The organism is Mycobacterium colombiense (assembly GCF_001672755.1).
GTDB lineage: Bacteria > Actinomycetota > Actinomycetes > Mycobacteriales > Mycobacteriaceae > Mycobacterium > Mycobacterium colombiense_C.
In genome coordinates, this window is record NZ_LZKI01000169.1 from 1 (window position 1) to 23388 (window position 23388).

General features: G+C 66.2%; 22 protein-coding genes. 14 read left to right on the plus strand and 8 right to left on the minus strand.

The window, feature by feature from the left end; translation table 11 throughout:
- Positions 1 to 85 precede the first annotated feature (85 nt).
- Genes A5708_RS21905 through A5708_RS21915 form a run of 3 tightly spaced genes read left to right on the plus strand, consistent with a single transcriptional unit; the run spans position 86 to position 3300 of the window.
- Positions 86 to 862, plus strand: a complete 777-nt coding sequence (locus A5708_RS21905; protein ID WP_065030635.1) for an enoyl-CoA hydratase/isomerase family protein — start codon at positions 86 to 88, stop codon at positions 860 to 862.
- Positions 859 to 2001: a CaiB/BaiF CoA transferase family protein gene (locus tag A5708_RS21910; RefSeq protein WP_065030636.1), complete on the plus strand. Its 1143-nt coding sequence runs from the start codon at positions 859 to 861 to the stop codon at positions 1999 to 2001. The genes A5708_RS21905 and A5708_RS21910 overlap by 4 nt, the downstream gene beginning before the upstream one ends.
- Before the next feature lie 3 nt (positions 2002 to 2004).
- Positions 2005 to 3300 (plus strand): acyl-CoA dehydrogenase family protein, encoded by a 1296-nt coding sequence (locus A5708_RS21915; protein WP_065030637.1) that lies wholly within the window; start codon positions 2005 to 2007, stop codon positions 3298 to 3300.
- 12 nt (positions 3301 to 3312) lie between these two features.
- Here A5708_RS21915 and A5708_RS21920 read toward each other — a convergent pair whose 3' ends face one another.
- Positions 3313 to 4011, minus strand: coding sequence for an MspA family porin (locus tag A5708_RS21920; RefSeq protein WP_419538348.1), 699 nt, complete (start codon positions 4009 to 4011; stop codon positions 3313 to 3315).
- 178 nt (positions 4012 to 4189) lie between these two features.
- Between A5708_RS21920 and A5708_RS21925 the strand changes: the two genes are divergently transcribed.
- Positions 4190 to 4438 carry a hypothetical protein gene (locus A5708_RS21925; protein WP_065030639.1) on the plus strand — a complete coding sequence of 83 codons (249 nt, stop codon included), beginning with the start codon at positions 4190 to 4192 and terminating at the stop codon, positions 4436 to 4438.
- A gap of 15 nt (positions 4439 to 4453) precedes the next feature.
- Here A5708_RS21925 and A5708_RS21930 read toward each other — a convergent pair whose 3' ends face one another.
- The 4 genes from A5708_RS21930 to A5708_RS21945 all read right to left on the minus strand — a co-directional run bounded on the left by A5708_RS21930 (position 4454) and on the right by A5708_RS21945 (position 7643).
- Positions 4454 to 5413 carry a phosphotransferase family protein gene (locus A5708_RS21930; RefSeq protein ID WP_065030640.1) on the minus strand — a complete coding sequence of 320 codons (960 nt, stop codon included), beginning with the start codon at positions 5411 to 5413 and terminating at the stop codon, positions 4454 to 4456.
- Entirely contained in the window at positions 5414 to 6211 is a 798-nt protein-coding gene (locus A5708_RS21935; RefSeq protein ID WP_065030641.1) for an SDR family NAD(P)-dependent oxidoreductase, read from the minus strand.
- Between the two features lie 89 nt (positions 6212 to 6300).
- Complete coding sequence (locus A5708_RS21940) at positions 6301 to 6723, minus strand: DoxX family protein (protein WP_155766129.1); 423 nt, start codon at positions 6721 to 6723, stop codon at positions 6301 to 6303.
- Entirely contained in the window at positions 6720 to 7643 is a 924-nt protein-coding gene (locus A5708_RS21945; RefSeq protein ID WP_065030642.1) for an alpha/beta hydrolase, read from the minus strand. The genes A5708_RS21940 and A5708_RS21945 overlap by 4 nt, the downstream gene beginning before the upstream one ends.
- A gap of 93 nt (positions 7644 to 7736) precedes the next feature.
- On the opposite strand from A5708_RS21945, the gene A5708_RS21950 reads away from it, so the two are divergent.
- The 9 genes from A5708_RS21950 to A5708_RS27900 all read left to right on the plus strand — a co-directional run bounded on the left by A5708_RS21950 (position 7737) and on the right by A5708_RS27900 (position 20303).
- Positions 7737 to 8060, plus strand: a complete 324-nt coding sequence (locus A5708_RS21950; RefSeq protein WP_081293048.1) for a DMT family transporter — start codon at positions 7737 to 7739, stop codon at positions 8058 to 8060.
- Positions 8061 to 8314: 254 nt separating this feature from the next.
- Positions 8315 to 10750, plus strand: a complete 2436-nt coding sequence (locus A5708_RS21955) for a glycogen/starch/alpha-glucan phosphorylase (protein ID WP_065030675.1) — start codon at positions 8315 to 8317, stop codon at positions 10748 to 10750.
- Between the two features lie 110 nt (positions 10751 to 10860).
- Entirely contained in the window at positions 10861 to 12336 is a 1476-nt protein-coding gene (locus A5708_RS21960; RefSeq protein WP_065030643.1) for a hypothetical protein, read from the plus strand.
- A 36-nt stretch (positions 12337 to 12372) separates the two neighbouring features.
- Entirely contained in the window at positions 12373 to 12558 is a 186-nt protein-coding gene (locus A5708_RS21965; RefSeq protein ID WP_065030644.1) for a hypothetical protein, read from the plus strand.
- A 74-nt stretch (positions 12559 to 12632) separates the two neighbouring features.
- Complete coding sequence (locus tag A5708_RS21970) at positions 12633 to 13061, plus strand: hypothetical protein (RefSeq protein ID WP_065030676.1); 429 nt, start codon at positions 12633 to 12635, stop codon at positions 13059 to 13061.
- 251 nt (positions 13062 to 13312) lie between these two features.
- Entirely contained in the window at positions 13313 to 13711 is a 399-nt protein-coding gene (locus tag A5708_RS21975; protein WP_065030645.1) for an MmpS family transport accessory protein, read from the plus strand.
- The gene (locus A5708_RS21980; RefSeq protein WP_065030646.1) at positions 13708 to 16551 is read left to right on the plus strand and encodes an RND family transporter; all 2844 of its coding nucleotides are present in this window, start codon (positions 13708 to 13710) and stop codon (positions 16549 to 16551) included. Before A5708_RS21975 ends, A5708_RS21980 begins: the two co-directional genes overlap by 4 nt.
- Positions 16548 to 17375 (plus strand): mycofactocin-coupled SDR family oxidoreductase, encoded by an 828-nt coding sequence (locus A5708_RS21985; RefSeq protein WP_065030647.1) that lies wholly within the window; start codon positions 16548 to 16550, stop codon positions 17373 to 17375. Before A5708_RS21980 ends, A5708_RS21985 begins: the two co-directional genes overlap by 4 nt.
- A 45-nt stretch (positions 17376 to 17420) precedes the next feature.
- A complete protein-coding gene (locus A5708_RS27900) occupies positions 17421 to 20303 on the plus strand; it encodes an ATP-binding cassette domain-containing protein (protein WP_065030648.1) in 2883 nt (960 codons plus the stop codon).
- Positions 20304 to 20315: 12 nt separating this feature from the next.
- On the opposite strand, the gene eno is transcribed toward A5708_RS27900, so the two are convergent.
- Positions 20316 to 21599, minus strand: a complete 1284-nt coding sequence (eno, locus tag A5708_RS21995; RefSeq protein ID WP_065030649.1) for a phosphopyruvate hydratase — start codon at positions 21597 to 21599, stop codon at positions 20316 to 20318.
- 163 nt (positions 21600 to 21762) lie between these two features.
- On the opposite strand from eno, the gene A5708_RS22000 reads away from it, so the two are divergent.
- Entirely contained in the window at positions 21763 to 21954 is a 192-nt protein-coding gene (locus A5708_RS22000) for a ferredoxin (protein WP_065030650.1), read from the plus strand.
- A 35-nt stretch (positions 21955 to 21989) separates the two neighbouring features.
- On the opposite strand, the gene A5708_RS22005 is transcribed toward A5708_RS22000, so the two are convergent.
- Positions 21990 to 22541, minus strand: coding sequence for a carboxymuconolactone decarboxylase family protein (locus A5708_RS22005; protein ID WP_065030651.1), 552 nt, complete (start codon positions 22539 to 22541; stop codon positions 21990 to 21992).
- Complete coding sequence (locus A5708_RS22010; protein WP_065030677.1) at positions 22541 to 23386, minus strand: TauD/TfdA dioxygenase family protein; 846 nt, start codon at positions 23384 to 23386, stop codon at positions 22541 to 22543. Before A5708_RS22010 ends, A5708_RS22005 begins: the two co-directional genes overlap by 1 nt.
- Between the last annotated feature and the right edge of the window lie 2 nt (positions 23387 to 23388).

Here is a 23388-nt window from a genome sequence, read left to right on the forward strand (position 1 = left end):
AACGTCGGGATCTGACAACGGGACTGGTGACCATGTGCACCGGCGGCGGGATGGGCACGGCGACGATCATCGAGCGGGTGTGACCATGCCGGATACCGTCGAGCTCGAGCGGCTTGGCAACGAGGTCGTCATTCTGCGGCTCAATCGCCCGCGGCGGCTCAACGCCATCGACGAGGCGATGCAAACCGAATTGCGGCGGGCCTTGGGCGATCTGACCGTTGACCGCTCGGTGCGCGCCGTCGTGCTGACCGGCGCCGGACGCGGGTTCTGCGCGGGTATCGACATGCGCGACTTCGGCCCCTCCATGCTGGACGCGAGCGCCCCCGCGCTGGACCGGATGCGTTTTCAGGAGCGGATGGCCGCCCTCGCCGAAGCAGTGCACGCGTTGCCGCAGCCCGTCATCGCCGCGGTCAACGGTCCCTGCGTGGGCGCGGGACTGGCGCTGTGCCTGGCCGCTGATATCCGAATCTGCTCGGCTGCAGCATCTTTCGGCAACGCCGCCATCCTGCTCGGGCTCTCGGGCGCCGAGATGGGCATGAGCTACCACCTGCCGCGCATCGTCGGCACCAGCGTGGCCGCCGACTGGATGCTCACCGGGCGCACCGTGTCGGCCACCGAGGCCGACCGACGGGGTCTGGTCAGTGAGGTCGTCGACGCGGACCGACTGGCCGACCGCGCGGTGGAGTTGGCGTCGCTGATCGCGAGCCATGCCCCGCTCGGAGCCCAACTGACCAAGCGCGCCCTTCAGGTCAACACCGACGCCACCAGCCTGGCGGCGGCCATGGAACTGGAGAACCGCAATCAGGTGATTTCGCACGCGACCGACGAGGCGGCCGATCGCCGCAAGAAGTGGTCTTCATGACCGGTCCGCTACGCGGCGTGCGCATCGTCATGATGGGCGGATTGGGGCCCGCACCGTTTTGCGGAATGCTATTGGGAGACTTGGGCGCCGACGTCATCCGCATCGACGCCCTGGCCGGCGTTGACGGCCCGCTGCCCGTCGACCACACCGTCCGCCGCAGCCAGCGGTCACTGGCCGCCGACGTCAAGGATCCGCGCGGCCGGGACCTCGTCCATCGGCTGGCCGCCGGCGCCGACGCCTTCGTCGACGTGTACCGGCCCGGGGTGGCCGAACGCCTCGGCATCGGTCCGGATGCGCTGCGGGAACGCAATCCCCGCCTGGTCTATGCCCGCATGACCGGCTACGGACAGGACGGGCCGCTGGCCGGTCACGCGGGTCACGACATCAATTACCTTGCCCTGACGGGCGCCCTGCACGCCATCGGCACCGCCGAATCACCGGTCCCGCCATTGAATCTCGTCGGCGACTATGGCGGCGGCGGAATGCTGTTGGCGGTCGGGCTGCTCAGCGCGATCCTCGAGGCCCGCGAGTCGGGTGCGGGTCAGGTCCTCGACGTGGCGATGGTCGACGGCGTCGCCGCCCTGCTGGCACCGTATTTCGGCATGCTTCCCGCCGGTACGTGGCGTGACCGGCGTCAGGACAATCTGCTCGACGGCGCCGCCCACTTCTACGGGGCCTACGCCACGGCCGACGGGGGCCACATCGCCGTCGGCGCCATGGAGCCGAAGTTCTACGCCGAACTGTGCGACCGGCTCGACGTGGACGTGCCCCACGACGATGGCGATCCGACGGCGTGGGCCGCCCACCGGGCCGCGCTGGCCGCGCGCTTCGCCGAGAAGACCCGCGACGAGTGGGGGCGTCTCCTCGATACCCCGGGATGCTGTGCGACACCGGTGCTTTCGTTGGCCGAGGCGCCGCAGCATCCGCACAACGTCGCGCGACAGACGTTCATCGAGCTCGATGGCATCACGCAACCCGCACCGACGCCGCGCTTTTCCCGGACCCGTCCGGCTAGGCCGGCATCTCCGTCGTTGCCGGGCGATCACACCCGCGCGCTGCTGGGCGAACTGGGATTGGACACACAGGCCATCACCGAGCTGGAAGATGCAGGCGTGGTGGCGCAGAGCGAGAAGGGGTAACCGATGTCGTGGGATTTCTCCACCGACCCGCAGTGGGCAGAACAACTGCAATGGGTCGAAGGCTTCGTGCGCGAGGAGTGCGAGCCGATCGATTTGATTGTCAAGGAATCTCACGACCTCAACGACCCGGTGCGGCAGGCGCTGATCCCGCCGCTGCAGGAGGTGGTGAAAAAGCGCGGGCTGTGGGCGACGCACCTGGGCCCGCACCTGGGCGGCCCGGGCTACGGGCAGGTGAAGCTGGCGCTGCTCAACGAGATCCTGGGCCGCTCGGAATGCGCGCCGATCGTCTTCGGCTCGCAGGCGCCCGATTCGGGCAACAGCGAGATCCTGGCGCACTACGGCACACCCGAGCTCAAGGAGCGATACCTGGAGCCGCTGCTGGACAACCGCATCATCTCGTGTTTCTCAATGACCGAGCCGCAGGGCGGGGCCGACCCGAAGGTGTTTCGCACCACCGCGGTGCAGGACGGCGATCACTGGGTCATCAACGGAGAGAAGTGGTTTTCGTCGTTCGCCTCGATGGCGTCGTTCATCATCGTGATGGCGATGACCGACCCGGAGGCGCCGCCTTATGAGCGTTACTCGATGTTCGTCGTTCCCGGCGACACTCCCGGTATCAACGTGCTGCGCGACGTCGGGCTGGGTTACCAGCCGACGGGCGGTGGCCGTGAGGGTTATGTCCGCTACGAAAACGTCCGCGTGCCAGCCGATAACATGTTGGGCCCGCGCGGCGGGGCGTTCGTCGTTGCCCAGACTCGCCTGGGCGGCGGGCGAATTCACCACGCGATGCGCACCGTGGGCCTGGTCCGCCGGATCTACGACATGATCTGCGAGCGCGCGGTGTCGCGCTACACCCAGGGCGAGGCACTGGCCAACAAGCAGCTCGTGCAGGAGATGGTCGCCGACTCGTGGATGGAGATCGAGGCGTTCCGGCTGCTGACCCTTCAAACGGCTTGGAAGATCGACCAATTCAACGATTACAAGGCCGTCCGGGCCGACATCTCCGCGGTGAAGGCGATGATGCAGAAGGTCCTGCACGACCTGTCCTCGCGGGCACTTCAGGTGCACGGGTCGTTGGGCACCACCCACGAGATGCCGTTCGTGCAGTACCTGGTCGAGTCGTTCGTGCTCGGGCTGGCCGACGGTCCGACCGAGGTACACAAGGTCACGCTGGCCCGGCTGCTGCTGAAAGACCGGGCACCCGCGCCCGATCTGTTTCCGTCCGAGCATCTGCTGCGGTTGCGCGCGGCCGCCGAGGCCAAGTTCGCCGACAAGCTGGCGGGCATCCCGCGCGGTTGAGCGCGGACCCGGTCAGACCGCCTTGGTGACGCCGACGTAGGACAGCACAACGTCGGAATCGTCGGTCACCCGATTGAGCACCGCATAGGAGCGGATGAACGACTGGCCCACGCAGCCGTCGATCTTGACGTGGAAGTTGCTGACCATGACCCAGGGATTCGGGCCGCGGAACTGTTTCTTGACCACCGGCACCACGACCACGAGGCCGGGCTTGAGCCCCACGTTGAGCACGCCAGCGATCGGAGCAACGACCAACGGCAGCACGTCTCCGGGCACGCCGGTCACCGGTCCCGTCACACCCGGGGTGATGCCCGCGCTGCCGCCGATCGTGACGCCGTCGGACGTGCTCATGTCGATTCCACAACCGATCTCGTAACCCACCTCGAGCACACCCTGGGGCCGTCCCGGACCCGCCAGCGAGCCGACGAAAATGCCGCTGGCGAGGTATTCGCGGGAGGACACCGCGGTGGTCAGCGGCGCCACCGGAACCTGCGCCTCGTCTCTGGCGCCCAGGCCCAGGGTCCAGCCGTCCGGGGTGTTGAGGATTACCGGAGGATTCGACGGCACCGCTCCGTCGGCCACCGGCGCCGCTTCCGGAGGGGGCGGGGCGGCATCGGGATCCGCGCCCGTTGTCGGCGCCGTGGGCAAAGAAACAGCCAGGCACACGGCGGCCACCAGGGCGCGACGAACGACCGCGGCTATGGGCCTCACGGGCGTCACCGTACGCACCCGGCAATTCGAGTAGCGAAATTTGCTGCGTGGCCGTTCGAAGTTGTTGTGTGTTTGTAACTGTTACGCGATATGGGGATGCGGGTAGAGCGATATGGGAACACGGGTAGAATTGCCGTTTGAAAAGCCAACAGCCCCGGCACAAACCGAGGAGGCGGCGATGACGCTTCGCACGCGCGCTCGCGGACTGCTCGTCTGCGCGACGACGGCCATCGCCCTGGCGAGCGGCGCCGGCGTCGCGCACGCGGACCCGAACATCGATCCGCGCCCCCAGCCGCCAGGGCTCAACGACGACGTGTGGAGTCCGTTCCCGACCACCTGGACCAATCCGTCCAATGAGGGCCAGCCCGTGAACGACACGGGTGACGTCGGGATGATCTGCGAAAATCTCTTGGTCCGCTGCCAGTAAGGCGTATCCCCGCCGCTAAGCCAGCGTCGATCTCGCGCGGTCGAGCAGTCTCGGCAAAACCGTTGCCATGGCTTCCAATTCGGCTCGCGGCGCGGCGCGCCGGCGGTTGTGTTTGACGATCAGCGACCAGGTGGCCGCGGACTTGAAGCACGCCAGCGCGGTGAACCACCCCAAATCGTCGACGTCGCAACCCAACTCAGACCGGTACAGCTCGGTGAGCTCGGCGATGGGTGGCACCATGCCGTCGGGCGCGGCAACACGCCGGTACGTGTCCGGGTCGCAGTTGATCAAAAACCAGCCCGCATCGATGCGCGGGTCGCCTATCGACCAGATCTCCCAGTCGATGACGGCGTTGACGCGTGGTCCGGCCACCAAGAGGTTGCCCAGCCGGAAGTCACCGTGCACCACGCGCGGCGCCATCGCGCTCGGCGCGCAATCCAGCAGCGCGTCGCGCACCGTCGGCCAGTCGGGCACCAGCGCCGGGTCGACGGTTCCCAGCGTGTCGGACCATCGGTGGACTTCGGCGGCCGGATCGACCACCGGCTCTTTGCCCAGCCCGAGGTCCGCCGGCGCGAGGCTGTGCAGCGCGGCCATGGTGCGGCACGCATTTCGGTACCGATCGCTTAGCTGAGGCACGGGTGGGCAATCGTCGAATAACGGCTCCACACAATCGCCTTCGATATGCGACATCACATACAGCGGTGGTGTGCCGGGCGGATCCCCCGCATCCTCCCACAGCACCTCCGGCACCGGAACACCGGTCGCGGCAAGCGCTTTGATGATGCGCGCCTGACGCAGCACGTCGCGATGTGCGACCGGTTCGACGCCTGGCGGGGCGACCTTGATCACCACGCGTCGACCGTCCGTGGCGCCCGCGAAGGTCAGACTGGACGCTCCCCCGGCCAGCGGGCGAACATCGGTGACACCGGCGCGGTCGAGTCGCCGGCGCAGCTCGGTGGGGTCGAGCTCGGCCATTCAGCCCGCCGGCGCGGTCCAGCCGACCTCGGCGAGGAAAGGCTGGGTGTGTGCGACGCGCCCGGTCAGCGTCTTCGGATCACCCGTGCACAACCGGAACGCCGTCTCGGTGATCAGCGCGATGTCCTCGGTGTCGGTCTTGGCCAGATCCAGGGTGCCGGCGCCGGGCGTGGCCACCGGGTTGGACGGGGCGGCGGCGTTCACCGCGATGCCGTCGTCATAGAGTTCGGCCGCAAGGCTTTTCGTCAACCGATTGAGCGCGGCCTTGACCGTGCCGTAGATGCCGAAGCCGGCGGTCCGGTCGAACTCCGAGAACGGCGGCCCGGGCGGCAGGTCGCCGCCCACCGAGGTCAGGTTCAAGATCCAGCCGCGACCACGCTCACGCATCGCGGGGATCGCCAGCTGACACAGATGCAGGGGCCCCAGCACATGCATCTCCATCATCAGCCGGGCGCGTCGCTCGGGAAACCCGTCGAGGGGCCGCAGGAACGTCACCGCGGCATTGTTGACCAGGATGTCGGGCGCGCCGACGGCGCCGGTCACTTCGGCGAAAAGCCGCTCCCGGTCTTCGGATTGCGACAGATCCGCTTGGACCGCAATGGCTTTCCCGCCCGCGGCGACGATCTCGTCGCGCGTCTGACTCAGCGACCCCTGGTACTTCGGATCGGGGTCCATCGTGCGGGCGGTCAACGCCACCGTCGCGCCTTCCGAAGCCAGCCGGACGGCGATCGCCCTGCCCAGCCCCCGGCTGCTTCCGGTGACGAGAGCCACCATCCCGTCGCAGCGTTGTGCGCTCATCGTCAACCTCTCCGAACCCGTCCGTTGCTGGAAACAGCTTCTCCGTATCAGAGAATGCCATTATCGCCGGTCGAGGGGAAGCCTCAGCTCTACGCCCTTCGGCGTAGCGCATCGAGCGAGTAGTCGCCGCCGCCGCAGAAGACCAGCAGGAAGAAGGCGAAGCAGAACAGGATCGCCAGGGCCCCACCGTTGCCGGCGGGAGGATCGGCGACGGGCCAAAGCGCCCTGGGTTGATGAATCGCGAAGTAGGCGACCGCCATCTCCCCCGACGCGACGAATGCGACGGCGCGGGTGAACAACCCGCTTGCGATGAGCAGACCCGCGACGATTTCGATCACCCCGGCGTACCACTCCGGCCAGACGCCGAACCCGATATGAACGGGCGAGCGGACTGGCCAGTCAAAGACGCTCCTCGACCCGTATGCGGCGAAAAGCAAGCCGTAGACGCAGCGAAACAGGCTGAGCACGGCAGGGGCGTAGCGGGCCAGTTTCTGGTCGAGCTCATTCATCACGCTGGCAAGGTTACGGTGGCGGCCCAGGCGAGCAGGCGACGCCACAGCCGATGCCGGCTCGACGCCATGTTGTGGCAGTGGGCGCTGTCGGCCAGCACGATCGTGGTGATGTCGGGGCTGCTCCGGTACAGACCGGCCTCGGCGCGCGGATCCGGCGAGACGTCGACCACGCCGTAACCGACCAGCACCGGAACGTCGATCCGCGCCGCGTGCTCGGCGACGACGCCGGGGATCATCGCCGTGCCGAACACCCGGGGAACGACCGACTTGGCGGTGACGGAGTCGGCCGCGACGACGTCGGCGGGCACGTCGGCGAGGTGGAACCAGCTCTGCAGGTGCTCGCGTGGCCCTTCGAAATACGGCTGCGGAAGGGCGGACAGGATTTCGGCGGCCAGCTCGCTGCGGCCTTGCGGGGTGGCGCAGCGCGCGATGATCGCGGCATCCAGGTTCAGTGGCGCGACGTGTTGATTGGTGCAACCCAGTACCGCCAGCCCGGCATAACTGGAAAACAACGCTTGCTGGGTGATGGCCAGATACCCGCCCAGCGAATGCGCCACAGCGACAGGCGGCGCGTGGAAGCCGATCGTGTCCGGCAGCGCGGAAACGGCGCACGCCAGCGTCGCGGCGATGTCGCCGAAGTCGAAATCGCTTGTGGGCTGCGAGCTTTCGCCGGTGCCCAAGGGATCGATCGTCACGACGGCGTAGCCGTTCTCGGTGGCGAAGCCGGCGAAGCTGTACCCGTGGTGGCCGGCGATGTCGAGGTCCCAGTATTCGCGGCTGTAGGTACCGCCCGGCAGGCAAACCAGCACCGCGGGGGCCCGCTCGCCGCCGCGGGCGGGATAGTACGTCGCGGCCAGTGACGCGCGTTCCCCGATCACCTCGCTGACATCGAGCTTTAGCGGATGCCCGGCAAGCGTCATACGGCGCACCCTTCATCGGCGAGCGGGAGACGACGTCCATTGCCGCCCTGTCATGTAAATACGTACGTGTACCTGGGCATGCAAGGAGGCGTTTTGACCTATCTCTTTCTTCTCGGCGCCATATTCGCGGAGGTGATAGCCACCAGCCTGCTCAAGAGCACCGAGGGCTTCAGCCGACTGTGGCCGACCGTGGTGTGCCTGATCGGTTATGCCGTCTCCTTCGCGCTGCTGGCGGTGTCGATTTCGCGCGGTATGCAGACCGACGTCGCCTACGCGTTGTGGTCCGCGATCGGTACCGCCCTGATCGTGCTGATCGCCGTGCTGTTTCTGGGCTCGTCGATATCCGTGACGAAGGTTCTCGGCGTCGGGCTGATCATCGCCGGCGTGGTGACGCTGAATCTGACCGGCGCGCACTGACCGTCACCATCGCCGCCGTTTCGTCGTCGGCCCGTGGACTCGCGTTCATGTTTCCGACCTCTATTGCGCGTCTGATGTGCAAATATCGCTGCAAGACTGTCGGTCTGTCGCAACCGGGCGACGCCGCGGCGGTGCTGCCCGCCACCCCCTAGCGAGTAGGACCCACCATGACCGATGTCGATCAGACGCCCTCCGACGGACTCTCCCCCGGCAACCCCACCCGGGCCGACTTGGTCGAGCATTCTCGCACCGGGATGGGTGCGGCGGCGCTGCAGCGGGCGATCAACGACCACCTGCGCTACTCGATCGGGCGCCCGGCGGCGGCTCGGCGCCCGGAGCACTACTACCGCGCGCTCGCTCTCGCGGTGCGGGACCGCATGCAGGACCGCCGGGTGGTCTCGACGCAGACCTCACTCGACCTCGGGCGCAAGGTGACCTGCTACCTGTCGGCCGAATTCCTGATGGGCCCGCAACTGGGCAACAATCTGCTGAACCTCCAGATGGAACGGGCCGCCCGCGAGGCGCTGGCGGCGATGGGCCAGAATCTCGACACGGTGCTGGCCTGTGAGGAGGAGCCCGGCCTTGGCAACGGCGGCCTGGGCAGGCTCGCCGCATGCTACCTGGACTCGCTGGCCACCCTGGAGCGCCCGGCGATCGGCTATGGCATCCGCTACGAATTCGGCATCTTTGACCAGGAAATCCACGACGGCTGGCAGGTCGAACAGACCGATAACTGGCTGGACAACGGAAACCCTTGGGAGATAGCCAAACCCGACGTCAGCTTCGTGGTCAAGTGGGGCGGCTACGCCGAGCACTACACCGATGAGGCCGGCCACGACCGCGTCCGCTGGGTGCCCGGACGGCTGCTGAAAGGCACCGCCTACGACACACCCATCCAGGGCTACGGCGTCAACACCTGCAACGTGCTGACGTTGTGGAGCGCGCGCGCCGTCAAGTCATTCGCGTTGGAGGCCTTCAACACCGGTGACTACTACAAGGCGGTCGAGGACGAGGTCACGTCCGAGACCGTCACCAAGGTGCTATATCCGAATGACGAGCCCGAGGCCGGCAAGCGCCTGCGCCTGCTGCAGCAGTACTTCTTCGTCTCCTGCTCGCTGCAGCACGTGCTGCACATCATGGATGACCTCGCCGACGTGTCCGTCAAAGAACTACCGCAGCGGTTTGCCTTGCAGCTCAACGACACCCATCCCTCGATCGGGGTAGCCGAGCTGATGCGGCTGCTGGTCGACGAGCGCGAACTCGACTGGGACGAGGCGTGGGACATCACCCTTGCGACATTCGGCTACACCAACCACACCCTGCTGCCCGAGGCGCTCGAGACCTGGCCACTGGAGATGTTCGCCGAGTCGCTGCCCCGCCACCTCGAGATCATCTATGAGATCAACCGCCGGTTCCTCGACGAGGTGCGCAGCCGCTTCCCCGGTGACGAGGACCGGATTGCCCGGATGTCGTTGATCGGTGAGAACGGTGCCAAGTTCGTCCGGATGGCGCACCTGGCCACCGTCGGCAGCCACGCCATCAACGGTGTCGCCGCACTCCACTCGGAGCTGCTGAAAAGCAGTGTGCTCAAAGATTTTTACGAGATGTGGCCGGAGCGGTTCAGCAACAAGACCAACGGTGTGACGCCACGCCGCTTCCTCGCGCTGGCCAACCCCGGGCTGCGCGAACTGCTGGACCGCACCGTCGGTGACGGCTGGTTGACCGACCTGGGCCGGCTGCGCGGGCTCGAGCCGTTCGTCGACGACGCCGCCTTCCGGCGCGAGTGGCGCGACATCAAGCGCAACAACAAGTCACGCCTGGCCAAATACATCCACTCGGTCACCGGCGTCGAACTGAACCCGGACTGGATGTTCGACATCCAGGTCAAGCGCATCCACGAATACAAGCGCCAGCACCTCAACGTCCTGCACGTCGTCGCGCTCTACCACCGGCTCAAGCAGAATCCCGGCCTGTCGATCCCGCAGCGCGCCTTCATCTTCGGCGGCAAGGCCGCCCCCGGTTATTTCCTGGCCAAGCGAATCATCAAGCTGATCAACGCGGTCGGGGAAACGGTGAACGCGGATCCGGACGTGAACCGATTCCTGAAGGTGGCATTCGTGCCGAACTTCAACGTGCAGAACGCCCATATGATCTACCCCGCCGCCGATCTGTCCGAGCAGATCTCCACCGCCGGCAAGGAAGCCTCCGGCACCGGGAACATGAAGTTCATGATCAACGGCGCGCTGACCGTCGGCACCTTGGACGGGGCCAACGTCGAGATGCGCGACGAGGTCGGGCCGGAGAATTTCTTCCTGTTCGGCCTGACGGAGGAGCAGGTCGCGGCGGTCAAGGCCGACGGGTATCGTCCGGCGGACTACATCGACGGCGACGACGAGCTGCGCGCGGTGCTGGATCTCATTGCCGGCGGGACGTTCTCGCGCGGCGACACCGAAGTGTTCCGGCCCCTGGTGGACAACCTGCGCTACGACGACCCCTTCCTGGTGTGCGCCGACTACGCGTCCTACATGGACTGCCAGCAGCGGGTCAGCGCGGCCTGGCAGGACCGGGAATCGTGGACCAAGATGTCGATCCTCAACACCGCACGCAGCGGCAAGTTCTCGTCGGATCGCGCCATCGCGGAGTATTGCGACGAGATCTGGAACGTCTGGCCGCTGACGGTCAAGATCTAACGGCGACCGGGCAGATCCGGCGCTGCGCTCGCGGTTAACCGGCCGCCCCGGCGGCAGAGCCGTCCGAAACGGGCTAGGGTGGGCGCTCACGCTGAGACGGCAGGAGAGATGTGACTTCACGCTTCCGCAGCCTTGCGCTGGCTGCGTTGACCATGGTGCTGGCACTGCTGCTCGCTCCGTCCGCCTCGGCCGACACCTACACAGACCAGCTGGTGAACAGGTTCGACGCCCAGACGCACGTGGTGGTCGACCCGGGCGCCAGGCCGCCGCTGCAGAACCCCGACAAGCTGAATCAGCAGATCCTCACCAGCTCGTGGACGTGGAGTTCGGGACCCCCGATCTGGGTCGCTGCGGTGCCGCCCGCACAGAGCGGCGTGACCACGGCCGACGCGGTCCATGACGCCATGCTGGCCCGCGACGCACAGTTCAGCGGAGTGATTCTGGTGATCGACTCTCGCGGTTACCACGTGCGCGCCTACAACGTGCCCAAGGCCGTCGCGGACAACGTCGACCAATTGATGAATCAGTCGGCGAAGGATCATCGCAACGACCCGTACGGCGCGACGAGCGCCTTCGTCGGCAAGCTGGCGAGCGTCAACGCGGCCTCCCGCGGTCCGGTGACCACCTCGCACGTCGCGCACGAAAAGCACGACGACTGGGCCTGGCTGAAGGTGACGCTGGTCATCATCGGCATCGGGCTGGCCATGGCCGGCCTGCTCTGGTTCGCCGCGGGCCGAAATCGCAAGCACCGCAAAAACTCCGAGGCGCGCGAGGAGATCAAGCAGGAGTTGATCGCGGCCACGTCGAGCGTCAGCGACCTCGACAACGCGGTGCTGACCGAGAGCGCCGCCGATGTCAGCGCCGAGTCGTTGAAAGCCAACGCCAGCCTGTACGACGCCCGAAATGCTTATGACAAGGGCGATTACGGCGCCGCGCGGGCTCATCTTCGGGTGGTGGAGTCCACGGTTGCCAAGGCCAACCGCAAGCTCGACCCCCGGCAACCCAGGCCCGATGTTGGCGCCGTGACCTCGGTGCCGGCCGACGATCGCAAGCAGGCCACCGTGCGTACCAACAACCCCGACACCGGCGAATCGGTGACGATCAACAACAACAACTACAGCACCACGGCGCAGCCCGGCTACCCGTACTACTACGGCGGTGGCTACCACAACGGGATGTTCTTCTACCCCGGCTATTACCCGTACGCGTTCTGGGGTCCGGGCTGGACATGGGCGCTGGGCGACGTGCTGCTGATGGATGCGCTGCTCGACGACCACTGGGGCGGCAGCTACGAGCACGGCTTCGAGGCCGGCCGCGACTCCGCCTTCGCCGAGGCCAACAGCTACAGCTATGACGGCGGACAGGGCGTTGGCTACGACAGCCCGCCGGCCGATGTGGGATTCACCGGCGGCTATCAAGATTCGGGCGGCGCCGGCATCGGATTCGCGGGCGGCGATGCCGCATACTCCGGCGGCGGTGACGTGGGCTTCGGCGGCGGATGGGACTCCGGTGGCGGCTGGGATTCCGGCGGCTCCGATTTCGGCGGCGGGTCCGATTCCGGCGGTGGTGGCGACTTCGGGTTTTGACATAACGCGAGCAGGACGAGAAGTTAGGTTCCTTCAATGAGTACGGACAAGATCAATCGCGCCATCCTGCTCGTTATGGTGGTGATCGGAGCGGTCGCTTACGGCCTGCTGTACAGCCACGCGTCGATCGTCTTCAAACTGCTGGTGCCACTCGCGCTGATCGTCCTCGTCGTGTTGATCGTTCGGGATGTGATCAAGGGCCAGGACTCCGGGAAGCGCTGAACCCCGCCGCGACGGCTACTGAGGTAGCGTTCTGAGGAGTCGTCGATGGTTCGGCAGGAGAGCAGATGACCGAAATGCTGGAGTCGGGTCTATTCGGTTTTCTCACGGTAGTAAGCCTTGCGCTGGCGTTGATGTTCGTTACTCTCGCCGCCGTATACGTGAAACGGCTGGGAGACCGAACACCTCTCCCAATAAGCGATGAAATCGGCAGTGCCAAAACCGTCACGCGTAAAGTGCGCAAAGGCGAACCAATGTCGCAGGAAGAGTTGGATTATGCGCGGGAGATCGTTGGCCGTCGCAGCTCCTTGATGACGTTCTCCATCCCCGCTGCTCTATTCAGTGCGGGATGCTTTTATGTGTTCGGCAGCCTTTACCACTTGCACGGAGCGACGCCCTCCGAACGGACATTTCTCGGGGTGTTCCCGATGTTGGCCGCCACGAACTTCACGACTCAGATTCTGCGCAGCAGACGTTTGAGAAGGCGGCTGCGGAAATTGTCCTGATGACACACCGGACCGGGCGTCTGATGCGGTCACGGGCAGATCGGTACGCCGCCGGCAGCTTGGGGTCGCGTTGCGGTTGCGTTGTCGCTAGTCTTTGCAGGATCATACGTCAATTGGATACATGACCGTCTACTATCCGCATGTGCACGAGCGCGGGAGCGGGGGCGAGAACACGATGTGCGGACCGGATTCCGAAGGGTGATGGCGTGAGCCCCCGTTCAGTCGGCAGGACCGTCCTGGCCCGGGCCTGGATGCCTCTGGTTGCGGTCGTTGCGGTCGGCGTGGGGGCGGTCGCCATGTTGAAGGTGCACCAGTTCTCCGAACCCCCGCCGGTCGTCACCGTCAATGAACCGGCAGCGCCGCCGGAGTTCAGTATCAAACGAATCGACTACGAGGTTTTCGGCTCCGTCGGGCAAGGAGGGACGCTCGTCTGGGTGGACTACGACGGGCATCCGCACACGGTCGATCTCACGACCTTGCCGTGGTCGCACACCGAGTCGACCACGCTCACCGTGGTGTCCGGCAGCATCTCGGCGCAGGTTCACGGTGGTTCAGTAGGCTGCCGGCTGCGGGTGAATGGCGTTGTCCGCGCTGAACAGTCCGATACCCACCAGGATGCACACGTCTTTTGTCTGGTGAAGTCCGCATGAGCGAGCATCTAGCCGAGCACCGCGTGAAACGACCTTTCGTCCCCAGAATGGTCCGCATCTTCGCGATACCGATCATTGCCTTCTGGGCCCTTCTCGCAATTTCGACGAACACCTTCATGCCGCAGGTAGAGCGGGTCGCAGAAGAACTCGCGGGGCCGGTGGTCCCGCACTATGCGCCGTCGCAGCGGTCGTTGCTGGCCATCGGTGCGAAATTCCAGGAGTCCAATTCGACCAGCTTGGCCATGGTCGTGCTGGAAGCCAACCGGCGACTGGGCGACGGAGACCATCAGTACTACGACGAGTTGATGCGCCGGCTGTTGCGGGACACCAAGCATGTGCAGTCCGCCATTGATCTGTGGGGGAAGCCGATCACCGCGGCAGGCGCGCAGAGTCTCGACGGCAAATGCACGTACGTGCTGTTGCGCCTCGCGGGCGATATCGGCCAAATGCAAGCGAACGAATCCGTTGCCGCCGTACGGGATATCGTCGCCAAGGACACGCCGCCGTCTGGGCTCAAGGTCTACGTCAGCGGCGCGGCCCCGCTCGCCAAAGACACGGTGGCTATTGCGAATAACAGCTTGAACAACATCACGATCGTGACGATCTTCCTCATTCTCGGGATGTTGCTGCTGGTGTATCGCTCCATCGTCACCCTGTTTGTGCCCTTGGCCGGGGTTCTATTCGAGCTGCTGGTCGCGAAGGGGGTTACCGCAACCCTCGGGCATCTCGGGTACATCGAGCTCTCGTCATTCGCGGTGAACATCGTCGTCGCGCTGACCCTGGGAGCGGGGACCGATTACGGCATCTTCTTGATCGGCCGCTATCACGAGGCGCGGCACGACGGCGAAAGCAGGGAGGAGGCGTTTTACACCGCATACAAGAGCGTCGTGCCGGTCATCCTTGGCTCCGGGCTGACGATCGCGGGGGCGTGTTACTGCTTGACGTTCGCGCGACTCAATTACTTCCACACCATGGGCCCGGCCGTCGCTATCTCCATGCTGTTCACCATCTCGGCAGCGCTGACGCTCGGCCCGGCTTTCCTGACCGTGGGCAGCCTGTTCGGACTCTTCGACCCGAAAAGCAAGGCCAAGGCGCATCTGTATCGGCGCATCGGGACGAGTGTGGTCCGGTGGCCGGTGCCGATCCTGTTCGCCAGCTCCGCTGCGGTGTTACTCGGCGCGATCTTCGTGCCTACGTACCGGCAGAACTATGACGACCGGCAATACCAGCCGATCAAGGGTCTCGCCAATCAGGGTTTCGCGGCGGCGGATCGGCACTTCCCGAAGAGCAAGCTGTTCTCCGAGATGCTGATGATCGAGTCCGATCACGACCTGCGAAACTCGGCTGACTTCATCTCACTGGACCGAGCGGCCAAGGCGCTCGAACGCCTTCCCGGCGTCGCGATGGTGCAAAGCATCACCAGGCCCATGGGCCGGGCTTTGGAACATGCCACGATCCCCTACCTGTTCACCACACAAGGCAGCGGGAACGGTCAGCAGCTTCCGTTCAACCAGCAGCAAAACGCCAATACCAGCCAGCAGGCACAGATCACGACGCACACCGTCGCGGTCTTGCGCAAGGAAATCGGCTTCTTTCAGAGGGTGTCCGACGAACTGCATCAGACGGTGCTCACCGTTGAGGACCTGGAACGGGTCAGCAACGAGATGAACGAGGAAGTCTCCAACCTTGACGACTTCTTCCGCCCGGTCAAGAGCTACTTCTATTGGGAGAAGCACTGTTTCGACATCCCCATCTGCTGGGCATTCAGATCGTTGTGGGACACGATCGACCACATCGACCACCTGGCCGAAGACATCAAGTTCGCGAGAGTCTCTCTCGTGGAGGTGGATAAGGCGTTCCCGCAGATCATCGCGCAACTGAAACTCACGGCCGACGACTCGGAGTCTTTGGCGGCTCTGTTGGTCAACACCTACGGTTCCTCGTCTCTGCAGACCACCCAGACCGACCAGACATACTTCGACCAGGTCAATGTGGGGCTCGACTTCGACCAGTCCCGCAGCGACGACTTCTTCTACATCCCGCACGAGGGCTTCGACAACGAAGACGTCAAGACCGGCATGAAGCTCCTGATGTCGCCGGACGGCAAGGCTGCTCGTTTCATCGTCACCCACACGGGGGACGCCAATGGCCCGGAAGGCGTGCAGCACGTCGAACAGTTCCCCAACGCGATAACCGCGGCGCTCAAAGAGACGTCGTTGGCCGGCGCGAAAGTTTATATCGGCGGTTCGGGATCAACTAATAAGGACATCCAGGAATACGCCGCCTCCGATCTGCTCATCGTGGCGATCGCCGCCTTCGTGCTGATCTTCTTGATCATGTTGTTCCTGACGCGAAGTCTGATGGCCGCCATCGTCATCCCCGCCACGGTGGCTTTCTCCTACGCCGGTGCGTTCGGGCTCTCGATACTCGTCTGGCAGCACCTCATCGGCCTGCCGTTGTACTGGCTGATCCTGCCGTTGACGTTCATCATCCTGGTGGCGGTGGGTTCCGACTACAACTTGCTGTTGATCCTGCGTGTCAAAGAGGAACTGCACGCCGGAATTCACACCGGCCTCATCCGCGCGCTCGGAAGTACGGGTGGAGTGGTGACATCGGCGGGTCTGGTGTTCGCGTTCACCATGCTCGCGATGCTGAGCAGCCAGCTCAGAACCGTCGGTCAGGTGGGTTCGACCGTGTGTATCGGCCTGCTGCTCGACACGCTGATCGTGCGTTCGTTCGTCGTGCCGTGCATCCTGCGGATCATGGGACCCTGGTTCTGGTGGCCCACACTGGTGCGTACCCGCCCGCTACCCGCGACACGGAAGGCCCAGATCGCATGAGCGACAACGACACACCGCTGGCCGGCCGGGTCGCCTTCGTCACCGGCGCCGCACGCGGGCAGGGCCGTTCACATTGCGTGCGGTTGGCCCGGGCCGGAGCCGACGTCGTCGCCATCGACGCCTGCGGCCCGGTGGCGGCTGACAACGGCTACCCGGCCTCGACGCCGGAGGACCTGGCGGAAACGACGCGCCTGGTGGAAAGCGAAGGCCGCAAGATGCTGGCCGGCCAGGTCGACGTCCGCGACGCCGCCGGGCAGCAGCGGATCGTCGACGAGGCGATCACCCAGTTCGGCCGCCTCGACATCGTCGTCGCCAACGCCGGCGTGCTGAATTGGGGCCGGCTGTGGGAGATTTCGGCTCAGCAATGGCAGGACGTCCTCGACACCAACCTGACCGGCGTCTGGAATACCATCAAAGCCACTGTGCCCGCGATGATTCGGGCGGGTAACGGTGGCTCGATCATCACCATCAGCTCGGCCGCGGGCGTGAAGGCCGTACCGGGTTGCGGCCACTACTGCGCCAGCAAGTTCGGTGTGGTCGGGCTGACGAACTCGCTGGCGGTCGAACTCGGCGGATACGGCATCAGGGTGAACTCGATACACCCATACGGCACCGACACCCCGATGGGCAACGACCCCTCGATGTGGCAGCTGTTCGCCGAGAACCAGACCTACATTCACAGCTTCTCCCCCGGCGCATTGCCCACCGACTCGCTCGCCGACCCGAACTTGGTCTCCGACATCGTCCTGTGGCTTGCCAGCGACGCGTCCTCACTGGTGACGGCCGCGCAAATTCCCGCCGACAAGGGCTACCTGAAGATCTGATGAGAGAGCCGCCGGGCGCACCGCCGACGACGGCATAATCGTGTCGTGAAGGCACCCGGCGCTGCGACGCCGAAAGCGCGCGCCGGATCGCTACGACCCGGCGAACTGGCGCAAGCATCGGTGATGGGCGCCCTGTGCGCGGCGATCGCCATCATCGCGGTCATCCTTCCGCACGGCGGGGGGCTCGGCCTGCTCGGCAGCGTGCCGACCGGGCTGCTGGCCTATCGCTACCGGATCCGCGTTCTGATCACCGCGACGGTCGCCGCCGGCGTGATCGGCTTCCTGGTCGTCGGCCTGAGCGGTGTGGGGGCGATCGGGCTCTGTGCCTATGTCGGGGGCCTGGCCGGAACCGTCAAGCGGCACCGCCGCGGCACGGCCACCGTCATCGTGGTGTCCTGCGGCGCGGGCGTCGTCGTCGGCGCCGGTATGGTCGTCGCGCTGACCGTCCTGACCCGGTTCCGGGAACTCGCCTTCCACGCCGCCAGCGCCGCGGTGGACGGCGCCTCGACGGTCGTGTCGCGGGTGCCGCAGCTGCGTCCGGCCGCGCAACAGTTCAAGGCGTTCTTCGCCGAGGCGCTGCACTACTGGCAGTGGCTGATCCTCGGGTACGCCGTCTTCGCCATCGTGGGCGCCTCGCTGGTCGGCTGGTGGGCGTTGTCCCGGGTGCTGGAACGACTGCGCGGGATTCCCGACGTGCACAAGCTGGACACGCCCGCCGGCGACGGACCGGTCCGGCCCGTCCCGGTACGGCTGGACCAGGTGCGCCTGCGCTACCCGCACGCCGATCACGACGCGCTGCGTGCGGTCAACCTGGACGTGCGCACGGGTGAGCACATCGCGGTCACCGGCGCCAACGGCTCCGGGAAGACGACGCTGATGTTGATCCTGGCCGGCCGCGAACCGACGTCGGGCACCGTCGACCGTCCCGGGGCGGTCGGGCTCGGCGAACTCGGCGGCACCGCGGTCATCATGCAGCACCCGGAGAGCCAGGTGCTGGGCACGCGGGTTGCCGACGACGTGGTCTGGGGACTGCCGCCCGCCAAGACCACGGACATCCCACGGCTACTCGGCGAAGTCGGTTTGGCCGACCTGGCCGACCGCGACACCGGCAGCCTGTCCGGCGGAGAGCTGCAGCGCCTGGCCGTGGCCGCGGCGCTGGCGCGCGAGCCGGCGTTGCTGATCGCCGACGAGGTCACCAGCATGGTCGATCGGCAGGGCCGGGAGAAACTGCTCGCCGTGCTGTCCGGCCTGACCGAACGCCACCAAACCGCACTGGTGCACATCACCCATTACAACGACGAGGCGGAATACGCCGACCGCGCAATCAAACTCGGCGACCCGTCGGTCGGCACCGATCTGGTGCTCAGCGCCACCGCCCCGGCGCCGACGGTGACGACCGATCTCGCCTCCGGCGCGCCGGTGCTCGAACTCGTCCGCGTCGGACACGAATACGCCGGCGGCACGCCGTGGGCTCAGACCGCGCTGCGCGACGTCAGCTTCGCGGTGCACCAGGGTGACGGGCTGCTGATCCACGGCGGAAACGGTTCCGGCAAGTCGACACTGGCGTGGATCATGGCCGGACTGACCACGCCGGCCACCGGTGCCTGCCTGCTCGACGGACGCCCGACCGCCGACCAGGTGGGCGCGGTCGCGCTGCAGTTTCAGGCGGCGCGGCTGCAGTTGATGCGCAGCCGGGTCGATCTGGAAGTGGCCTCGGCGGCCGGGTTTTCAGCTGCCGATCACGCCCGGGTGACCGCGGCCCTGGCCGCCGTCGGCCTGGATGCCGGGCTGGCGAAGCGGCGCATCGACCAGCTCAGCGGTGGCCAGATGCGTCGCGTGGTGCTGGCCGGGCTGCTGGCGCGATCGCCTCGGGTGTTGATCCTCGACGAGCCGCTGGCGGGGCTGGATGCCGCCAGTCAGCGCGGGCTCGTCCAGTTGCTCGTGGAGCGCCGCCGCGACACCGGCCTGACCGTTGTGGTCATTTCGCATGACTTCGCCGGGCTTCAGGAGCTGTGTCCGCGCACCCTACACCTGCATGACGGTTTACTACAGCCGGCACCGGCTGCGGCCCAGGACAATACGGTGGTTACCGCCGCTCCGGCCAAGCGGGCGTCCGGGCGCCGGCGTCCCGTCGTGCTGCTGCGGCCGGTGCCGGGCAGCTCGCCCATACACGAACTGTGGGCAGGCACCAAAATGCTTGTGGTGTTTGGCATTTCGTTGCTGTTGACGTTCTTCCCGGGCTGGGTGGCGATCGGGCTTACCGGCGCGCTGGCGGTGACGGGAATACGGCTCGCGCGCATCCCCCGGGGCGTGCTGCCGTCGGTGCCGCGCTGGCTGTGGATCGTGCTGTTTATCGTCGGCGTCAACGCGGCGTTCGCCGGCGGTAGCCCGAGGGTCCACCTGGGCACGGTGTCGCTGGGCTTCGGCGGCCTGCTGGACTTTCTGCGCCTTACCGCGCTGTCGGTGGTGTTGCTCGCCCTGGGCGCTCTGGTGTCGTGGACGACCAATGTCGCCCAGATCGCCCCGGCGGTCGCCACTTTGGGCCGCTTCCTGCGACCGCTGCGAATCCCCGTCGACGACTGGTCGGTTGCACTGGCGCTGGCGCTGCGCACCTTCCCGATGCTCATCGACGAATTCCGGGTACTCTTCGCCGCGCGCCGGTTGCGGCCCAAGCGGCCGCGGCAAACCCGCTGGGCCAGGCTGCGACGGCCGGCGGCGGACGTGATCGACGTGGTCGTCGCGGTCATCACGGTGACACTGCGCCGCGCCGACGAGATGGGCGATGCCATCACCGCCCGCGGCGGCACCGGCCAGATCTCCGCGGCCCCGTCACGACCGAAACCGGCCGACTGGCTGGCTCTTTCGATCGTGCTGGCGGTGTCTGGGGCCGCCGTGGCGGCCGAGCTCGCGTTGTACGCCGCCCGCTGACCCGAAACGCGCTCAGAACCGCGCCAGTGCCGGGACGTCGGCCAGCGCGCAGTCCGGGATGCCTTCGGCAGCGCGCAGCAGGAAGTTGAGCTTCGCGATGCGCTCGCCCGAGCGCGGTGCGCCGTTCTTCTGAAACGGTGCCCCCAGGCCCACCGCCAGATCCATCACCACGTCGTCGATGACGCCGCCCGAGCGGCCCGACGGGATCGCCAAAACATCGTTCCGCGTGGCATATTCGAAGCAGTCCAGGGCTTCGGCAATGGTTCCGACCTGGTTGGGCTTCAGGACGAAGCCGTCCACGGCGGACGTCTCGACAGCCCGTTGCAAGCGGGCTCTGTTGGTGACGATCAGGTCGTCTCCGAGAATGATCGAACGGTGCACCGCCTGCACCGCTTTGGCGAAACCGGGCCAGTCATCGCCGTCCAGCAGGTCTTCGATGAACAGCATCGGAAACTCCTGCGACAGTCCCCGGGCATAGTCGATCAATACCTCCGCCGTCGCCCGTTCGCCGTTGAATGCGTATGTCGCAGAGTCGCTGTCATACACCTCACTGGACGCGCAATCCAGGGCGAACGCCATGATGTCGGCGCAGCCGGCGCGCTCGACGGCCTCGGTCAGCACCTCCAGGACGACGTGCGGGTCGCCGGACGGCGCGACGTATCCATACGACGACGCCAGCATCGGTGCGCGGCCGAGCCGCTCGGTCAGTACCTCGCCGAGCGTCTCGAACAGGCTCACCCCCTTTTCGACCGCGGATTCGATCGAGTCCGCGCGATAGGGCACGACGAGGAACTCACTGAACGTCTGGCAGACATCGCCGTACTGACCCCCGTTGATCATGTTGAAACTGGGTACCGGGACGGTGGTCGGTGGCTCGAGCCCGAGCAGTGCGCCCACATAGGTGTACGTGGGTGTGCCGGCCGCGGCGGCGGCTGCCCGCAGCAGCGCGACCGACGTCGAGTAGATCGCGTTGCCGCCGAGCCGGCGCTTGTCCGGCGTGCCGTCGAGATCGATCATGACCCGGTCCAGTGAGCGCGGATCGTCGAGCTCCGCACCGATGAGGGCAGGGGCGATTTCGTCGGTCACCGCGGCGATGGCGTGGTGCACGCTCAGCCCGTTGTAGTGGGTTCGATCGCCGTCCCGCAGCACGAACGCCTCATGTGAACCGACCGAGCTGCCGGTCGGCGACGCGCCGCGGCCGACAACGCCACTGTCGGTGGTGATTTCGACCTCGAGCAGGGGCCGGGCTTTACAGTCCAACAGTTGGCGCGCGATGACGGATGCGATCTTCATCATCGACCTCCCGGACCCGGTATCTCAGCGTAAGACCACGCCACTGAGAGGTCACTGAGAAGTCGCCACCCGTCATTTCCCGTCCGGCCGCGCTAGGCTAACGTTTACACAAGTAGCACTGTAAAAACTCCGAGTGTCGGACAGAGGGCTCCTAAGGAGGATCTTCATGCGACCGGTAGTGAACCTTGATCGGTGTGAAGGCAACGCCTACTGCGTGAACATCGCGCCGGATGTTTTTCAGCTCGACGATGACGACTATGCGGTGGTCATCGCCGATCCAGTCCCCGTCGAGCAGGAGGCGCTGGTCGAGCGGGCCATCGCCGAGTGTCCGCGCGCCGCCCTGTCTCGCGAGGACTGACGCGCGCCGCCGCACGGCACCGGCGCAGGCCGGACCTACCCGTGCTCTTCCTGGACGCCGAACGTGTTCACGGCCAACGCCAGCAAGAGGTAGCCGCCGATGGTGAACGTCAGATCCATGCACTGCTGCTGGGTGAACATCTCGCCCAGTAGATCCCAGGTCGGTTGGCTGATCGTGCTGTCACGGGTGAGATCGTCGACCGCTCGGACAACCGCATGATCGGTCCGGTCGGCGCAGCGGCCGCAGCGGATGCCATCGATCTCGGATTCGGTCAGGCCGGCACGCAGAGCGATCGGAATGTGGTGTGACCACAGGTAGCCGCAATTGCTGCGGTGCACCACCCGCAGCAACGCGATTTCGCGCACCCGGGGCGACAGGGTCGATCGCGTGAGCAGGTAAGCGTTGAACGGTAGGTAGGCCGCGGTCAGGTCGGGGTGGCGGACCATGGTCGACAAAACATTGCCCGCACCAACGGGATTCGCTCGCTCGGCCGGGATCAGCGAGGCCAGCGCCGCACGGACGCTGTCGTCCCATTCGTCGGCGGGCAACGGTGTCAGGCGCAGCGAATGCTGGTCGGCCGGCGTCATCACTGGATCGGTTCGTCGCCGAGCACGGTGGTGCGCAGCATTTCGCGTTGTGAATCCGGGTCGTACGGGGCCGCGCGGTGCAGCACCCCGCGGTTGTCCCATATGACGGTGTCGCCGATCGACCAGCTGTGGCTGTAGACCTTCTCGGCCACCGTGGCGCGCTCGAGAAGGCTGTCCAGCAGGGCGCGTCCCTCATCGAGATCCATGCCGACGACGTAGTCCGCTGAGGCGCCCAACACCAGCGACTTGCGGCCGGTGCGGTGTGTCCACACCAGGGGATGCTCGTGGGTGCGGCGAGATCGCCAGCGCTGCACCAGTTCCGGCGGCGGGTCGGGGTAAACACGGCGCTGGGAGGCTTCCAGCGAGTGCACCACGCGCAGGGTGCCGAACCGCTCCTTCTCCTCGTCGCTCAGGGCGTCGTAGGCGGCGTACGAATTGGCGAATTCGGTCTCGCCGCCCCATTCGGCGACCTGCACCGCCGACAACACGGTGGCCTTCTGTGGGCATTCGTCGCCCAGCGGTGTGCAGCCGTCGATGTGCCAGTCGAAGGTGGCCTTCAGGTAGGCGGCCGAGGCATTCTTCGACTTGTCCAGCGTGATCGGGTAGATGCCGGCCACCGGGTGGTGGCCGTCGGAGGAGTGGTCGATCTCGCCGAGGCGACGGCAGAAGCTGACCTGGGCCGCCGGGTCCAGCTGCAGACCGCGAAAGACCAGAACTCCGTTGTCTTCCAACGCATCCAACACCGCCTCACCGACCGAGTCGTCGGTCGCCAGCGCGGCCGGCTGAAGACCCGCGACTTCGGCGCCGACGGAGTCGGTGAGTTTGGTGATGGTGAGCAGACTCATGG

What these genes read in the sequence shown, in the direction of transcription:
- A5708_RS21985 (WP_065030647.1), top strand. Translation starts at nt 16,548, where the DNA reads ATGAGCGACAACGACACACCGCTGGCCGGCCGGGTCGCCTTCGTCACC.
- A5708_RS22005 (WP_065030651.1), bottom strand. Translation starts at nt 22,541, where the DNA reads ATGACGCCGGCCGACCAGCATTCGCTGCGCCTGACACCGTTGCCCGCC.
- A5708_RS21945 (WP_065030642.1), bottom strand. Translation starts at nt 7,643, where the DNA reads ATGACGCTTGCCGGGCATCCGCTAAAGCTCGATGTCAGCGAGGTGATC.
- A5708_RS21980 (WP_065030646.1), top strand. Translation starts at nt 13,708, where the DNA reads ATGAGCGAGCATCTAGCCGAGCACCGCGTGAAACGACCTTTCGTCCCC.
- A5708_RS21930 (WP_065030640.1), bottom strand. Translation starts at nt 5,413, where the DNA reads ATGGCCGAGCTCGACCCCACCGAGCTGCGCCGGCGACTCGACCGCGCC.
- A5708_RS21970 (WP_065030676.1), top strand. Translation starts at nt 12,633, where the DNA reads ATGCTGGAGTCGGGTCTATTCGGTTTTCTCACGGTAGTAAGCCTTGCG.
- A5708_RS21975 (WP_065030645.1), top strand. Translation starts at nt 13,313, where the DNA reads ATGCCTCTGGTTGCGGTCGTTGCGGTCGGCGTGGGGGCGGTCGCCATG.
- A5708_RS21910 (WP_065030636.1), top strand. Translation starts at nt 859, where the DNA reads ATGACCGGTCCGCTACGCGGCGTGCGCATCGTCATGATGGGCGGATTG.
- A5708_RS21965 (WP_065030644.1), top strand. Translation starts at nt 12,373, where the DNA reads ATGAGTACGGACAAGATCAATCGCGCCATCCTGCTCGTTATGGTGGTG.
- eno (WP_065030649.1), bottom strand. Translation starts at nt 21,599, where the DNA reads ATGATGAAGATCGCATCCGTCATCGCGCGCCAACTGTTGGACTGTAAA.
- A5708_RS21915 (WP_065030637.1), top strand. Translation starts at nt 2,005, where the DNA reads ATGTCGTGGGATTTCTCCACCGACCCGCAGTGGGCAGAACAACTGCAA.
- A5708_RS21905 (WP_065030635.1), top strand. Translation starts at nt 86, where the DNA reads ATGCCGGATACCGTCGAGCTCGAGCGGCTTGGCAACGAGGTCGTCATT.
- A5708_RS21925 (WP_065030639.1), top strand. Translation starts at nt 4,190, where the DNA reads ATGACGCTTCGCACGCGCGCTCGCGGACTGCTCGTCTGCGCGACGACG.
- A5708_RS21935 (WP_065030641.1), bottom strand. Translation starts at nt 6,211, where the DNA reads ATGAGCGCACAACGCTGCGACGGGATGGTGGCTCTCGTCACCGGAAGC.
- A5708_RS21955 (WP_065030675.1), top strand. Translation starts at nt 8,315, where the DNA reads ATGGGTGCGGCGGCGCTGCAGCGGGCGATCAACGACCACCTGCGCTAC.
- A5708_RS22010 (WP_065030677.1), bottom strand. Translation starts at nt 23,386, where the DNA reads ATGAGTCTGCTCACCATCACCAAACTCACCGACTCCGTCGGCGCCGAA.
- A5708_RS22000 (WP_065030650.1), top strand. Translation starts at nt 21,763, where the DNA reads ATGCGACCGGTAGTGAACCTTGATCGGTGTGAAGGCAACGCCTACTGC.